Source organism: Haladaptatus sp. R4, assembly GCF_001625445.1.
Lineage (GTDB): Archaea > Halobacteriota > Halobacteria > Halobacteriales > Haladaptataceae > Haladaptatus.
In genome coordinates, this window is record NZ_LWHG01000030.1 from 91,081 (window position 1) to 107,410 (window position 16,330).

The 16,330-nt window shown below is 52.3% G+C and carries 13 protein-coding genes and 1 pseudogene; 7 read left to right on the forward strand and 7 right to left on the reverse strand.

Annotated elements, in window-relative coordinates; translation table 11 throughout:
- The first annotated feature begins 69 nt into the window (after window positions 1–69).
- Window positions 70–1,191: a hypothetical protein gene (locus A4G99_RS25385; RefSeq protein ID WP_150123179.1), complete on the forward strand. Its 1,122-nt coding sequence runs from the start codon at window positions 70–72 to the stop codon at window positions 1,189–1,191.
- A gap of 200 nt (window positions 1,192–1,391) precedes the next feature.
- Here A4G99_RS25385 and A4G99_RS26175 read toward each other — a convergent pair whose 3' ends face one another.
- Entirely contained in the window at window positions 1,392–1,580 is a 189-nt protein-coding gene (locus A4G99_RS26175; RefSeq protein ID WP_066147514.1) for a hypothetical protein, read from the reverse strand.
- A 745-nt stretch (window positions 1,581–2,325) separates the two neighbouring features.
- On the opposite strand from A4G99_RS26175, the gene A4G99_RS20000 reads away from it, so the two are divergent.
- From A4G99_RS20000 to A4G99_RS26180, 6 genes and pseudogenes are all read left to right on the forward strand, one after another.
- Complete coding sequence (locus tag A4G99_RS20000; protein ID WP_066147517.1) at window positions 2,326–2,706, forward strand: hypothetical protein; 381 nt, start codon at window positions 2,326–2,328, stop codon at window positions 2,704–2,706.
- A 468-nt stretch (window positions 2,707–3,174) separates the two neighbouring features.
- Complete coding sequence (locus tag A4G99_RS20005; protein WP_066147756.1) at window positions 3,175–4,320, forward strand: Fic family protein; 1,146 nt, start codon at window positions 3,175–3,177, stop codon at window positions 4,318–4,320.
- Window positions 4,321–5,633: 1,313 nt separating this feature from the next.
- Window positions 5,634–7,069, forward strand: a pseudogene (locus A4G99_RS20010) (MATE family efflux transporter).
- A 581-nt stretch (window positions 7,070–7,650) separates the two neighbouring features.
- A complete protein-coding gene (locus A4G99_RS20015; protein ID WP_066147519.1) occupies window positions 7,651–8,286 on the forward strand; it encodes a hypothetical protein in 636 nt (211 codons plus the stop codon).
- Window positions 8,287–8,401: 115 nt separating this feature from the next.
- Window positions 8,402–9,034 (forward strand): nucleotidyltransferase domain-containing protein, encoded by a 633-nt coding sequence (locus A4G99_RS20020; protein WP_223302056.1) that lies wholly within the window; start codon window positions 8,402–8,404, stop codon window positions 9,032–9,034.
- Between the two features lie 128 nt (window positions 9,035–9,162).
- Window positions 9,163–9,516: a hypothetical protein gene (locus A4G99_RS26180; RefSeq protein ID WP_223302057.1), complete on the forward strand. Its 354-nt coding sequence runs from the start codon at window positions 9,163–9,165 to the stop codon at window positions 9,514–9,516.
- Window positions 9,517–9,519: 3 nt separating this feature from the next.
- Here the strand turns inward: A4G99_RS26180 and A4G99_RS20030 are convergent, their stop codons facing one another.
- The 6 genes from A4G99_RS20030 to A4G99_RS20055 all read right to left on the reverse strand — a co-directional run bounded on the left by A4G99_RS20030 (window position 9,520) and on the right by A4G99_RS20055 (window position 16,102).
- The gene (locus A4G99_RS20030; protein ID WP_066147523.1) at window positions 9,520–10,941 is read right to left on the reverse strand and encodes a YjiH family protein; all 1,422 of its coding nucleotides are present in this window, start codon (window positions 10,939–10,941) and stop codon (window positions 9,520–9,522) included.
- A gap of 205 nt (window positions 10,942–11,146) precedes the next feature.
- A complete protein-coding gene (locus A4G99_RS20035; RefSeq protein WP_066147525.1) occupies window positions 11,147–12,301 on the reverse strand; it encodes an FAD-binding oxidoreductase in 1,155 nt (384 codons plus the stop codon).
- A gap of 86 nt (window positions 12,302–12,387) precedes the next feature.
- Window positions 12,388–13,779, reverse strand: a complete 1,392-nt coding sequence (locus A4G99_RS20040) for an aspartate aminotransferase family protein (RefSeq protein WP_066147527.1) — start codon at window positions 13,777–13,779, stop codon at window positions 12,388–12,390.
- Window positions 13,780–13,873: 94 nt separating this feature from the next.
- Complete coding sequence (locus A4G99_RS24620) at window positions 13,874–14,758, reverse strand: dimethylarginine dimethylaminohydrolase family protein (protein ID WP_082837952.1); 885 nt, start codon at window positions 14,756–14,758, stop codon at window positions 13,874–13,876.
- Entirely contained in the window at window positions 14,751–15,209 is a 459-nt protein-coding gene (locus A4G99_RS20050; protein WP_066147762.1) for an Lrp/AsnC family transcriptional regulator, read from the reverse strand. Before A4G99_RS20050 ends, A4G99_RS24620 begins: the two co-directional genes overlap by 8 nt.
- A gap of 62 nt (window positions 15,210–15,271) precedes the next feature.
- Window positions 15,272–16,102: a nitrilase-related carbon-nitrogen hydrolase gene (locus tag A4G99_RS20055; RefSeq protein WP_066147532.1), complete on the reverse strand. Its 831-nt coding sequence runs from the start codon at window positions 16,100–16,102 to the stop codon at window positions 15,272–15,274.
- Between the last annotated feature and the right edge of the window lie 228 nt (window positions 16,103–16,330).

Genomic DNA, 16,330 nt, shown 5'->3' on the forward strand with positions numbered 1-16,330 from the left:
GAATTCACAGAGGAAACCGCTCTGAAACCACCAAGAACAGGTGACTCGATGTCAGGAGGTGACCGATAGATGGCAGCATCCACTAGATCAGTTACGCAGCCACAACAGTCCCAGCCCACCCCGAAAAACGTCCAGAAGACTTTCTGGACGGACAGTCCTGGTGACGCCCAACTCGATGCACTTGCTGCACTTAACGACTGTTCGCAGGGTGCACTCCTTCGCTCACTCATCGACGAAGCGTTCACCGAGCAGTTCGACGACCTCGACCCAGCACATATCGAACAGGGTCAAGTGTCTATCGACGATCTTCAGGCACTCGCGAACGACGAGATCACCGTCGATGAACTGGATTTGACGTCGATCACTACCGAATCTGTCACTGAGTATGAATCGAATTCGTACTATCTCACTGTAACCCCCGACGATCTTGCTGAACCCGGTCCAGAACTCGACTGGGAGACGTTGCGTGATGCCGTCGAGAATCCGGAGGATGGTGGGTATTGGAACGATGACCTCGAAATCCACGACAGTCGGATTGGCGAGGAGACGCTGAAAGCCAGTCATCGGCCTGCTGCTCGCATTCTCACCGGGATTGCTCGCTCGCAAGCCTACGAGAACGGCATCGTCCCCCACACCATGATCGAGGATCTCGTGAATGAGTACTGTCTCCTTCTCACGAATCGGCTCACTGACGGCGAGCAAGAACGCGGGAAAGTGCATATCCGCGAGACGTACACGAATCTCATTGCTAACCAGCTCTACGAGAATCCGTCGCCGGTTGCGAATTCCTACTACGCGACGAAAACCGACCTCCACGCACGACTACAAGGTGAAATCGAGACGGCCCAAAGCGTGGCTGAGCGCGCCGAGACAGTCACCGATTTCGACGTGTGGCAACAAACACAGGATAGTGCCATCGACGATGAGACCCTTCGCCAGCAGTGGTACTCGGAATTCACGACGTGGCTCGAAGACATTGCTCGGACGAAACATGCTGGGCGCACCTACGTTACAGAACTTCAGCGTAGCACCTACGAATACGAAGATAGCGAGGCGAAAACAGCATTCGATGCACTCCACTCGAACATCCACGACGCGGTTGCAGCCTTCGAGGACGTCCCTGCAAAAGACAGGGTCGCAGTTATCGAATCCATTGATGAGACACTACTGACCGTCATCCACAACGACTAACGACCAGCACGCCGCAATTGTCCGCCCCGACATGTAGCGACAGCGCTAGCGATTAAGGTCAGTATCGAATCGCTAGAGGGCTGTTAGTCCCCTAGAAATCAAAGAGAGCCACAGTCCACGTGCTAGAAGAGCGAACGACTTCTCGACATCGTTTAAACACCGGATTTATACCAATAGTGAAGCTTCTTAGAAGTATGAGCTTAGAAGAGACGGTCGATTTTCTCGCCCAAGAGCTCGATCTCGAACGGAGTGAGCATGTCCGTGAGGTTGGCCAATCGGTCGCCGAGCTCCGCGATTAACCAAAAATGAACCGCAGCGGAAGTTGCCGAGCTGAACTTGAGAGAAAAATTCTCGGAAAGCGGATGGGGGTAGTAGACGACTGGTGCCATCAGTATGCTCTGTCTCTACTTACCTAGAGTTAAATTGCCTTGTTCTCCAGGTGAGAACCTGATGAGAGAAACGACAGCAAGTATGCAGGAGTGATATCACTCGGCGAATCGTCGTCCAGACACAAAATCCAATTCTGCAGAGATGGTCGCCCTCAATACCGCGAAACCCACTCGAATAGAGTGATATCACAATTGTCGGTCTTCTTCTCGTTCACACGATTCCACCGAATCCGTCTGGTCGTTGAAACCGAAGACGGCTCTCACGGGAGACAGCAACACGAAGACACACGAACCACGACAGAACACAACCCACCGACAAACCACCCCTTCCGGACGACCCGTGGTCGTCCGTCACCACAAAAGCTCTCCTACGGACTTCTAGAGTACATAGCCATTTAAAATTTTCTCTAACTGTAAGCGATTCAATTTTGCTTAATTGCTAGTTTCCGTGGGTTTTCTCCCGTGTTGTTGAAGAAGCACCGTCTCGATGCGTCAGTTTCGACCCTGCGCCGAGACGAATGTGCGAGAAACGCGAACGACGAGAAAACGACTGATTGTGATATCACCCGTTTGTGTCGTCTTTTGCTCTCTCACAGTTTGGTTTGCGGTTGGAGAGAAGTCGGTGAATTGGTTCTGACGACGGTGTCAGAACGGTGTTTGAAGGGAACGTGGATGCGTCTTTGTGTGCAAACTTTGCACGCCAGACGACATCGTTATTTGTCTATGTACAGAAAATGCACAAACAATGAGCGGGAGCGATGGTCCCCGACGTGTCCATTTCCAGTCTCCCGAGTATTTAGTCGAGCGACTGGATGCGATGGCCGACCTTTTCGACAAAGACCGAACTGACCTCCTCGTCGATGCGATCCGTGAGTACATCGAAGACACTGCAGAAAGCGAAACCTTCCAAGAGTTGGTTGCGACGAAGTACTACGACGACCAACTTGAGTTCGAGACGGTAAAGCAACTGGTTGGCGCCGAGACCGCCCAGCGACTCCGATTGCTCAAAGCAGACCTCGAAGGCGAGCCATTCGACCTCGCTGCACCTAACGATACAGACATCTACAACGGCAACGCAAAGACAGTCGATTCGGAACGCACACTAAACGACACCGACGAACGATGAGCGACCAGTCACGGTTGCGAACAGTCGTTGCGGATACGAGCGCACTGGTAAATCGCCTCGGGATCAAGCCCCGAGGCTTTCGCGTGGACTCCCGTTCTATGCCTCAACCGAGGCAGGGGGTATGTACTCCCCACTCACATTCAGTACTTCCAATCGACGACAACCACATTACCAGCCACTGTTGGGATTGGAATACAGCCGTGAGGGGTTTCAACAGGTCAAATCGGAGATGCTCACGAATAGACGATAGTGAGTCGATGGCTGTATTCGACGGTGGAGAATGGTGCAACTGAGATACGATGAGATGGAACGTATACACGCATATATGTGGCTGCACAGAGCGACGGAGCTGCAGTTCGGAAATACACGATCTGGGTCGATACTGCACACAAACCTTCCCCGGTGAGTCATTCGTATACCGAGTATAAAAACACCTATACCAATGGGGCACAGAGGGGTACTACAGAGATGCCTACGAGAGAGCTGCCGGACAGTGCCCCGGGAACGTATATCTCGTCTCATCCAAATCCGTATTATTCACCAGAATCACTACCGGTAGAGTCAAAGCTCGAGATTTCCGATCAAACACGTGACCTTGTCGCCGATGCTGCATATCAGATCGGTCGTGTCGACGGAGTTAGTTCAACAGTCGACTTCTCTGCCGTTCTCTATACATCTCTTATTCGTATCGAAGCCGTCGAATCCGCACGCATTGAAGGTGCCGATGTCGAGTATCAAGAGCTCGAAGCGTATCACACACAACACCCTACAGGAGAGACAGACCCAACGATTGAGAAAGATCTTAAAGAGGCACTCAACTACGAAAATGCGCTCAACTATGGGCTTGACAGAATCGAAAGCGGGGACTCGATAACGCTCTCGCTTATTAAAGAACTTCACTCGATGCTCCTTGAAGACGTTCGGAACGACGGTGACGTTGTCGGCGACTTCCGCGATCACATGGTTCATCTAGCGAGTCCACAATCTGGACAACGTCCGTTCGTCCCGCCGACCCCAGAGAGTCTCAATGGACTCATGCAGTCGCTCGAATCGTATATTCAGATGGGTGGGCAGTATCATCCGCTTATCGACGCTAGCATTATCCACTACTTCTTCGAGACAGTCCACCCGTTTTCGGATGGGAATGGTCGGCTTGGTCGACTCCTCATCATCCTTTATTTGGCGAGTGAGGGGTATCTCGAAAGTCCGTACATCTATCCCAGTGCATACTTCAATCGCAACAAGGTCGAGTATGTCGAGCGGATGCGTGCAGTAAGCGAGGAGGCCACCTGGGACGAGTGGATCATGTTCTTCATCGAAGGGCTTCGGAGTCAAGCTGAGACATCATACAATCGGACCCAACAGCTCCGGGAACTCCAAGCACGGTACGAGAAGGAATATCCGGGCAGTACGAACACAGACATATTCGCTCGTCAATTACTCCAGTATCCATATTTCACAGCCCCCGACCTCGTAGAGTATCTCGGCGTCTCGCGCCGAACTGCCTACAAGATCGTCGACGATCTTGAAGCGGATGGCCTCATCGAGGAAGTGACTGGAAAGCAACGCGGGAAAGAGTACAAGGCAGTCGATGTCTTCGACATCCTTGAGTAGGGGAAAGGGAGGACAATGCTTGGAGGAGCAACGCGGTGGGAAATCCGTTTACCACGGGTTCTATGTTCAGCAGACAATATCCGTCTCGACTAACACACTAAAAATTCCACTCTCAAGTAGACCAGACAACCGGGTCGTTTATTCTCCAGGTGACGGTACTACAGTACAAGCGCGACTAACTTGACGCCAGAAAGCACCGAAAGCATCGAGGTAAACCACGAGGCAGAAAGTTTACTAGAGCAGCGTTCATTGACTTCATTAAAGCTACAGACGAGAAAACGATCACGAGTGGCGTCACACCTGTTGTGACCAGAGGTGAGGGGTCCACGGTGTGAGAACGCCACAATAATCGACGATTTGGATGGACGTGACGTGTAAGCGCAGTTTGGTTGCGGCTGAACCGCGTTCCTCACGTTTCTGACGCACTCTCCCTCAGTCACAACGAAGAAAGAAGTCCTTTTGTTTCAGTAGTAGTGTTGTAGTAACTTACTGCCAAACGGTGGTTTCGTTCGTAGTGCCGGTCACAACGGGTGTGACTGGTCAACGAGAAAATATTAACCGAGAAACTGGGAGGAGATGTGTTGAGTAGCAAGATCGCCAATACTCGTGTTCCAATCCAAGAGGCCAGAGTGAAGTCTGCGTCAAGTTAAAGTCTTCCGAGTTAGCGTTTGAAAACAACCTTGTGGATCGCCACTGGAAACGACTTTACATCGACCTCGACATGTGGGACGACGACTGACGATCTGATCTAACCCGTGACGGTCAGCACGAGGGTTCGATTCCCTCGACGGGTCTGTTCCCGATCCGGTGCGACGAGCAACCTTCCCGGGAAACCGGGAAGGGGGGTGAACTCGTTCACCTGCTAAGCTTCACACGAACACTACCGCAATGTGAACTTGTCCAAGGTGTGCGTGATCACTCTTTGTCGGGAAAATTTTGAGTGAATATGTGGGTTGGTAGGCCGCCTACTACGTGCCGTATCCGAGTGTGATCTCTCAAGTGGTGGACCAACGTAAATCTATTACTCACGGCTTGAAAACGTCCAGCGAACCGACCGCGAACCGCCAATATCGTCCGGACAGAGATCGACGTCTTGTAATGTTTCATGTGTCGCCCACATCTGCAGTTCTTCGTATCCACAGTCGAGTGACTCTCCGACGCTCGTTGATTTGTACAAGTACAATTAGATTGTAGATGACTTTCAGAAGACGGATGTGAATTGAGATCTCTTCCCAATCATGAATGTTTGTTAGATTGTTCCTCAATGTCTCACAAGTAATTTATACACAACGGTCATACGTCGCAGTACTTCTGTGGAACTCAAATCATACAATCCCGTGAGAGTTGCTCTCCTTCAGGTTGGCCATCTGCTGGTCGCGCTGAACCTGATCGATAAGCACCGGGTCTACCATACTACGCGACTTGCATGGCCGCGAATTATCACCGGTGTTGCCCGGATGTCGAAATCAGCAGCAGATATTGCCATGGTTGGGCTGGCTGTGGGTCCTGCGGCAATTGCAGGTATCGGGTTTGCATCACCGTTCTGGGGGCTCGCATTTTCATTTGGTGGTGGGATCGCAGACGGCACAATCGGACTGATCTCACAGCGGTTTAGTACGGACCGATATGACGAACTCAACCGAATCGTCAAAACGAGCACGTTTTTAGCGGTTGCAGTAACGATACCGCTAGCGCTTCTGCTTTGGTTCTTTCCTCGTACCCTGATTTCACTGGTTGGTTCCGACAGCCTTGCGATCGAATATGGAACCAGCTACCTCCAAGTCATTGCTATTGGGATTCCCTTCGCAGCAATGAACCTGATTGGAAGTCGAACGCTCGTTGGAGCTGATAACGCACGAATACCAATGCTTCTCCGGGCTGGTGGTGCAGTGGTAAATATTAGCATTAATGCAGTTCTTATCTTTGGTCTTGGCTTCGGAGTTCTTGGTGCAGCGATTGGAACGGTGGTTAGCACAGTCCTCGTGACGATTCTCTTTGCCTGGGGATTCATAGCTGGAAGCCTTCCACTGGTTGGGGTATTCCCTGTGACGATTACTCTCGATGGTCCGCATGTTGATCGGCCGCTTATGCACCAAATTACGGAGATTGGAACACCACTCGTTCTAACGAATCTTGCTCGAACCGGAGGGCAGCTCCCCTTGATCGCCATCGTTGGCCTCTTCGGACCGAACGTTGTTGCTGCATTCGTCATCGCGCTTCGGATTCGACGCTTATGGATACACCTAGCTGGGGATTGAGTCTTGCCTCAAGCAGTCTCGTTGGACAAGCACTTGGAACAGGTGCCGAACAAAAAGCTGAGGGCTATGCGAGAGACGTATTCCGATTCACAGTGGCTGTGTACGTTATCATTGCGATCGTTGTTGCTTTGTTCTCCCATCCTATCAGCCGAGTGTTTGTCAGTGATCCAGCCGTTCTCCCAATTGTGAAGAACTTGATCTATGCGACCTGTGTGAGCGTCGTTTTCTATGGGGTGATCGGAAGTGCGACTGGCCCACTCCGTGCGGGCGGCGACACCCGGTGGCCATTCTACGGACAGACATTGGGGCTATATTTCTTCGCACTACCCGTCGCGTACCTCGGTGCAACGACCTCCGTCGGACTTATTGCACTGTCACTCACGCTAATCGTCCAAACCGTCATTCCAGCGATTGTAACGTATTATCGCTTCGATGGGGGTCACTGGAAGCGAATTAGTCGTTCATATAGACCAACTGTAGCAAACGACTAATGTAACAGTTGATCGCTGTATCAGCAAATTTTGCGAGTCAATCAACTCGAGGACTATCGCGAGGAAGCGACCAAAGAGCGTGCTCAGGACCGACAGAAACTCGGTAGTCTTGAAGAGACAACCGAGTCCCTAGAAGCAAACATCGACGACCTCACTGAAGCTGAAGAGATCCCGACCTCGCCAGGTGGATGTGAGCACACGAAGCGAACGCAGGAGGAAACGGAGGGCGCTAATTATAGTGTTGTACTCACGGGAGGTCGCAGAACCCCCACTCGGGTGGTACCACCACACGAGATTCACACCGTACTGCCGGTGAAACATGGTGGTACTAATCGGTTGGTTCAGTGGAGTGCGTCTATTTCTGCGAAATGGAGAGGGTCGCTCTCATGATCCCCCTCTATTACAACGTTATAACCGATCGGTCAATATCTCGTCGACGTCCATTGAGCGAAATCCCCGAGCACATGGCCATGAAAACCACGTTGGCGAACTAATGAATTCGAGGAACATGCTCACGTTCATCACCAGCCTGTTCCACCACCCAAATTGCCAAGATACTACACACAAATGATCTCGGTACAATGCCTTCACTACTCGAACGACTCCTCGGCAGTGACACCCCAGACGAACAGGTCGATCTGGAATCGCGACAAAACAAGGCAGATGAAGCGCTCCACGAGGCCGTTGAACGTGGTAGCTACGCCGTTGAAGATTGTGGTATAACGGGTGTCGCGGTTGTCAACGAAGGGCCTGACGGAGAACCAATCGTCGTGCCAATTGCACGATTTTCTCTCGGAGAGGATGTCGAAGATCCCGATCAAAATCTCGTGTGGGATCTCGTCGGCGAAGCTGCACTCGCGATGCAAGCCCCCTTTGACGATGTTTTCGTCCGGCACTATGATATCCAATTCACGTTTGATGGCGACAAGCTCTTCGAGGCAGAAGAGTGTCGGCGCGTTCTTCTGACGGACGAGTTAGTCGACCGATACGCTACTGACGCCGGCTTTACACTCACAGATCTGCGTGAGACTGTATTCGCTGCGGATGATATTGACGATGAAATCGCCCCAGTTGCGTGGGGCGAGTGTGCGAACTATAGCCAGACAAACAATGCAGCGATCATCGTTGCCGGGACAACTGCAGCGGCGAGTGCAAGCGCGAGTGCAGCGAGCTGTGCTGGAGCTGGAGCGGCTGGTGGTGCAGGCGGCACGTGCTAACTGGTTGCTCTCTTATTTGCCTGCAGAGCGATTAGGTGCTAGAAGCACAACCAATAGATGAGACGTAAACATTTATGCCACATATAACAGTATGCGTGTAGAGTTACGCCTCCCATTGCCAGACGAACAGATTTTCAGGTATGAAGCGATGGACGATATCCTCGAAATCACTGCCAATAATCCGACACAAGAATTCTCAAACCGTGAGTTACAGACACTCACTGGATTCGGCGGTCCGAGTGTTTCAAAGGCACTCACACTGCTTACTGCACTTGGGTTGGTCACACGCCGGGACGCTGGTCGAAAAACCCTCAACCAGATCAACGACGACCATCTGCATGAAACCGACGACCCATTACTGGAAATCCCGCAATCGACCTTCCGACAACCACTCGAACGATTCAGAGACCGCGCCACCGAGGAACTCTCATCGATTGCTGGCATCGTTTGCTTTGGCAGCGTTGCACGCGGCGAGGCGGATCGCGTCAGCGATATCGATCTGTTCGTATTGACTAACGACAATGACGACCTCGTGGCCACACGGCGAGCGATCTCGAAAATCAAATCGGATCTCGAAGCACAGACAATCAACGGGCAGCGGTACGAGTTTGAAACCTTCGTCGAATCACCTGCCAGTGCCCGTCGACGAGGTGCAGATCTTCGACCATTTTTCCAAGAAGGGGTCGAACTCTACACAACAGAAATGCTCCAGGACATCAAGCGAGAGATCTTCGGAGGAAGCGAATGACGTCGAAAGAAATCGAGAACGCACTTACCAATGCTGAAGACGCGTTCCAACACTCACCAGAAAACCCGGAAACGGGACTGGGATTCGTGACCGATCCGACCATCCTTTAACTGCGGAAGGCCTGCCGGTTGCTCGATGCTGCCCAATTCTTGATCGATCGCAATGGCCATTACACGGTGATTATCGAGGCTTCGGTCGTAGCGATCGAGCGCTCAATCCAGTTGTATGTGGAAGCAAGTGGGCACGATATTCCTGGACAATCACACACCGAAGTGTACGAGTACGGGGTGCAGGCAGGACTCTTCTCGAAGGATGTCGCCGATCGTCTCGAAGCCCTCTGGCAAGAAAACCGATCAGAATCGTACTATCGCACAGGCATTGCTGGTGAGCACCGTGTCCAAACGATCTATCAACTGGCGACGAAACTTCATGAGGAAGTTGTCAATCTCACCCGGACTACGGATTGTCTATGCAGCGACTAAAGATTAGAGCATTCCGAATGCGGCTAACAGATGAGTGATCCCAGCAATAAGAGGGACGAGGATAATCGTCCGCATAATGAACAAGGCAACAAGATCACGGAATTGAATCGGAATATCACTGAACATATCCATAATCATTGGCCCAACGCTCGAGAAGAAAATCAGCTGTGAGACGGAAAGCACAGCGACAAAGAACTTTGCTTTCGTAGCTGTTTCGGTCACGAGGAGTACCGGGACGTACATTTCAGTGATACCGACGATAGTAGCGGGAGCAACAGTCTCCGCGTTTGGGATTCCCAGTGCTGCAACGATCGGGACAAGTGGTTTGCCGAGGAGATCGAACACGGATGTGTATGCTGATAACATTGTCGCGGCTAATCCAACCGCGAGAATCGTCCCGAGTATGAGTGTCGTGAGTTTTAATCCATCAACGAACCCACGTTTTGCGGCTTGTGCAAACGAATCACCCTCTCTCGCTTTTTTAGTAGCTTCACTAACCGCGAGTTTGAGATAGTCACTGAGTGACCCGGTGAATGGGAGCTCAGGATCTGGCTCTGCAATATATTCATTCGACGTTGTTGCAATAGGCGGCAACCGAACCAGAATGATAGCAGTGATGACGACACAGAAGAAGTACGCACCGAAGATGAGCGGGAACAAGGAGAGTATGTTGAGTGTCGAAGCAACGATACCGACAAATCCAATCGAAACGGTTGAGAAACAGGTGGCGATCGTAAAGACATCGCGTTTATGATAGCCTCCGTTCTCAAGGACGTTCCGGGTGACGTAAAGGCCGACGCTGTAGGAACCGACCCATGAGGCGAGACTGTCGAGTGCTGCTCGACCAGGCACCTTGAACAGTGGCTTCATCACCGGGCGTGAAAGCGTACCAACGAACTCTAGACCACCGAGCTCGACAAAGATAGTGATAAAAATGGCACCAATAGGAATGATGACCCCAACGCTATACACCAACGATCCCCACATTAAGCCCCCAGTCCCGGGTGCATGCAACATCTCGGGGCCAAGTTTGAAGAACATGATCGGTGCCAGAATGAGTCCAGCTATCCGAAGTCCCCAGAAAACATTCGACGTCTCAAAGTACGAGACGTCATAGCCCGAAAATGTACCGTCACCGAACATCGCGAGCGTCGTTAGGACACCGCCGCTGATGATAATTGCCAGCGAATAAATCCCAACTGCAGTCGGGAACGTCTCGGTGACAAAACTGACGGCGATGTCGAAGGGGACAGTGATTTCCCCTTGGTACGGGACAGGGAGGAGAAAGAAGATCCCACCGATAAGAAATGCGATTACGAACTTCAGGACTGGTTGCATAGCGAAGTCATCGAGATCTATATCTTCGATGCTTCTCTGAGAGAGTTCCGTACTGGTCGTGTGAAGCGTGCTTTCTTCGGAAGCCATGAGTTATCTATTCTCATGGTGGTAATTATCAAAGTACCCTCCTAATGGAGGTGTATTTTTATATATTTGTTTAGATCTCGAACAGCCTCTCATCTCAATCCACCAGTCGATAGCCAAAATATCAAAAATTCACAATCAGAGCCACACAGACGGGGTTACCGGAGAGTAGCGTGGTCCGGTCGAAAACACGCCCAAATGAAAGCGATCAGTCCCCTGCACTGATACTCTGGAACTCGAAATTGGGCGATCGGGATTCAAATCGATCGAGAGCGAATTCATCGAGTGGGAACGAGCATTCACTACCTGTGATGAGAGTTCGGATTGCCGTCGCTGCAACGGGTGCACTCATTACACCCCGACCATGGAAACCAGTCGCTACTAACAGTCCCGTGGGACCATCATTCGGTGCATCGATTATCGGCCTCGTATCGGGTGTTGCACCGTCGATTCCAGCCCATCCGTTAACGAATCGAGCTCGTCCGAACCCGTGCATGAATTTCGGCAGGAGGGTAGCGACGTGATTTCGGAATGCCTCGTCATCGTTGGTACTTGCGTGTTCGGGAGCGTCCTCGACAAAAGACCAACCGCCGACGAGTAGGTCTCCGTTCTGCTCCGGGCGGAAGTAAACGTGTTCACCTGGAACCCACCCCATCGGAACATCCGTCCCCAGATCATTTTCGGGCGTCAGTACGACACATTGAGTTCGGTAGGGGTGGACGGGAAGTTGAAGATGGTTGCGGAGAAAGCGTTCACTCCGCCAACCAGCAGCGACGACAACGTTTGGAGCGGAATGGGTTCCGGTGGATGTTTCGATACCCCGTACCTGGCCGTCAGTAGTTCGAATGTCTGTCACCGTGGTTTCTGTCTTAAACGTCGCTCCTCTCGCCTCTGCGTCCTCTTTGAGTGTCATCGCGAACGTGTAGGGGTCGACGAACCCGGTGTCGTTGTACTTGATTGCGCCGACATACTCGGAAAGGTCGAACCGAGGATAGGCCGCTTCAACCTGGTCAGCTTCGACGAACGAGACATCAATTCCCTTGGAGGCAAGGCGTTTCACGCGTCTTCGAGACTCACCTTCACGACCTGGGGTAACAAGTTCGAGACTTGGACACTCAGTGAAGGTAAATTGTCCAGTCCCGTCGTACCGTCGAAAAAATTCGATAGCATGGTTGGCGATCGCGGGAACATCCGAATATGATGGTGCCATCGTGATTTCACCTGCAGCGAGCGCCGATGCCTCCCCTGCGATTTGTCCGCGCTCCAGAACGACCACATCATAATCACTAGCTAGGGTACGAGCGATAGCACACCCGATGACCCCACCACCAATGATGATGACATCGTCGGACTCACCCGTCATCGTATCCCCTGTCGTACCTCGCCGTGACGGACAGCGGATGAGTCGCTGGTCTCCAAAATCGACCAGTGATCTCGAGTACTCATGGTTTACTCGTACTCATGGTCCACAGCACGAAACGCCTCTTCTGCGACTTCGAGTGCGTTGTCGATCTGCTCTTCTGTGTGTGAATAGGTGGTGAAGAATCGCTCACCCTGCATCGGATTTCCGAATAAGACGCCACTGGCGGCGGCTTCGAGCCACCAATCAGCGAACTGGTCCTCGTTGGCGTGCCAGGTATCACGGTAGCGGTGAATATCGTGGTCGGTCATGTACACCTGGCCCATCGAACCGATGTGTTGGACGTTGGCATCGATGCCGACGTCGTCGGCGACTTCCTGGAGACCGGTGAACAGACGGTCACCGAGACGGTCGATATGCTCATAGACGTCCCGTTCATCGAGGATTTCGAGTGTCTTCAACCCGGCCGCGGCTGAAACCGGATGACCGTTGTAGGTCCCGCCGTGGAACGTCGATGTGTTCCACTTTGATGCTTCCTTCTTTCGTGGCGGAATGATCTCGTCCATGATTTCGGATTTGCCACCGAATCCAGCGATCTGGTAGCCCCCACCGGCAGCTTTGGCAAATGTAGTCATGTCGGGCAGAATGTCGAACCGTCCTTGTGCACTCTGTGGATCGAGACGGAAGCCCGTCATGACTTCGTCCCAGATCAGGACGATTCCCAGTTCCTCCGTTAGGTCTCGAAGGAATTCGTGGTAGCCGTCACGCGGCAGGAGACAGCCACAGGAGAACATCACGGGTTCGATGATAACCGCCGCGAGATCGTCGGCCTGTTCACGGAGGATTCGCTCGGTCGCTTCCTTGTCGTTGTAGGGGAACGCGACGACGGTGTCGCTGACGACGTCGGGAATACCGGTTCCGTACGGAACGGTGTTGGGTGCGTCGGCCGGTCCGAGTGCCTCTTCACTGGCATAGACGCTTTGAAGCGCGTAGTCGTGTGCACCGGCGTACCCACCCTCGGGCTTGGCGATCTTGTCCTTCCCCGTGTACGAACGAGCAACCCGCATCGCATGCATGGTCGCTTCGCTCCCACTGTTTGCCAGTCGGACTTTTTCGATGCTTGGCGTCATCTCCGCGACCTTTTCCATGAACTCAATCGCAACCGGTTGTGGCGTAGCGGTCAGGTCGCTCGTATCGACTTGCTCTTTGACCGCATCTTGGACCTCTGGATGGCCATGACCGAGGATAATCGGTCCCAGTGCGAGGAGGAAATCGAGATACTCGTTCCCATCGATATCGTACAAATACGAGCCGTCCGCTTCATCCACGTAAAACGGATATGGATCAAACGAGCGGACGTTTGACTCTACACCGAGGGGCGTGATATTCGACGCTCGTTCGTGAAATCGTTCGCTGGAAGTCGTCTTCTCCCGGTACCGTTCCGTGTGATCGTCCTCTTGCTCTTTGTCACCAAGACTCATCGTACCAGACGACGGAAGAGTGGCCAATAAATCTTTGGCTAAAATAGAAAAGAGTCGAAAATGATCTGGACAGCATCAATTAGAAACGGAGATGCTACGGTTGCGTGCGGCGAGAAAGGGGGAGAATCAGCCCTTTTAGACCTCCACCTGTCTTCCGTATTTCCCGTATATCTAGTTCAACGACGTCGATAGCACGATCGAGAAGTGTATCACGAACGAACGGATTTCCGGACGGCAAGAGTACTTCACCGGGTTCAACGACAATAGTACTGGTTACCCGGTTCCGTTGTTCACGCATCGGTACTTCAATAATCTCAATACCTCGGTCGTGTAGAATCTCGAGGAATTCACTGGGGACAGCTTGTGGGTATACGAGGGCGAGATCGGAAGCGACCATACCGAACACGAGCGCGAGATGTGTCTGTCCGGTACTTTCGGTGCTACCGAAGATGGGGACCTCCACGACGTCGATATCGTACGTTTCGAATACATTCTGAACTTGTCGAATCCCCTCGTCGTTAGTCGTTCGAGAACGACCAATAGCGACCGTTTCAGAATCGATCCACACCATGTTTCCGGCTTCGAATCCGCCCGCTCCGTGAACCGAGTGATAGATCGGTATGCCGAGTTCGACAGCGCGCTCGGTTATACGGCGTTCTTCACCGTGCCGGGTCTCTTCGACCATCTTTCCGACGACGAGGCCGCCTTCGATGGCGAATCCCACGTCACGGACGAACAGCGACTCGGCGAGGCCATCACCAGCATCATCGAGACGGTGGATAGTCACATCTCGATTTTCTAGTTCCTCGATCAGGGCTTCGTGTTCACTCGCTGCACCCTCTTGTCGAGGTAACCCATTCCATTCCCACTCGTCGGGGTCAACTACAGTGTTAAATTCCGGCCCGGGTTCATGAACGAGCACGCTCTCGAGGGAACCGACTTCGGTTCGAACGGACGGCGAAAGGTCCCAGTTAGCCATCGTTCGAGATGTCGAGCCGCTGTTCTTCTTTCACGTTTCGGAGTGCCACGTCAGTCGCCGTGGATCGCACTGCGTCGTATTTCCCGATACGGCTCAACAGATCCGTCAATCCGGAACGATCGCTAACTCGCACTTTCAAGAGTAAGTCGGCATCACCAGTGAGTTCGTGTATTTCCTGGATTGCGGTCTCTTCGGCGAGGCGCTCGGCAACCTCGGAGAAGTGTCCAGCTTCAGTATTGACGCGGATGAATGCGACATGATCCAATCCAAGCAAATCGGCGTCAAGCACTGCTCGATAATCCCGAATATACCCATCCTCTTCGAGTGAGTTCACCCGTTCGTGAATCGTCGCTGTACCCATATCGAGTCGACGGGCTATCTCAGAGAGTGCTGTTCGTCCATCCGCTTGAAGGATTTTGAGAATTTTCACGTCGACATCGTCGAGATTCATGCGATTCATTTTTTGTTACGGTCTCCTATTCGTTCTGTTTTGTTGCTTGTAGCTTTGCTCTGTCATCGGTTCGAATCTGTGTATGGTTGGACTTCAGCATTCGTCCGTGATTCACGGAGATCAGCGATATCGACCGAGCACGTAGCCGCTGCACCCTTATCTCGTGGTAATGAGAGCTGTGTTCCGTGCGATCCAACGATGTCGTCACACGGCGAATACACTGCCGACCGTCCGGTACCTGTCAACTCTACGTTGGGTTTCGTGCCGACGATGCTAACGTGTGCGATATACGATTGATTCTCCACTGCACGGGCTGCAGCACAGCGACTAACGCGCTGGTATCCCGCTTCGTTGGCCGTCCACGACGGAACGGCAATGATTTCCGCACCGCGATCTGCGAGACTTCGCACGACGTTTGGAAATTCGACATCGTAACAGATGGCGATGCCGATACCGACGTCGTCGTGTTCGACGACTGGCGGAAGTTCCTCACCGGCTCGTTTCCCACGCTGGCGTTCCTCCGGAATGAGGTGGGTCTTATCGTAGGTGTGAACACTCGAATCGGGAGTGCCGATTGCACATCGGTTGTAGATCTGACCATCATCAAGGACGTTGTACGAGCCACCGACGACCACCGCGTGACGACGGTCCGCAGCAGCGGTAAGAAAGTCATGAAATCGTGCTTCTTCCTTGGAAGTGAGAGTCGCAATCGAGTCGCCTTCCTCCCTTCCTTCGAGATAGTCGCTCAAGAACAACTCCGGAAGGACGTATAGATCAGCGTCACCTGCCCGGTCAAAATAGGCTCCAACGTGTTCCAAAAGTACGCTAAGCGACTCTACACCGCAAAGTTCGTACTGACACAATGCGATGTCGAACGTCTCGCTGATGTCCATTTGCTTACTGAGCTATGGAACAGAGAGACAAAAACTTTATCCGAAATTCGGTGTTTGGTACGAGAAATGATCGGGAAAGACACTCATTAGAACAAAACTTATTTTGTTTGGCCGTGATGGTGTGACACGTAAACGCATGGCAAGTGAAACACCAACACGGGATCAAGAGGTTAAGACACGGTCAGGACTCCTCCGTCAGTTGCGGGGGAATCGCTGGGCTGGGTTAGT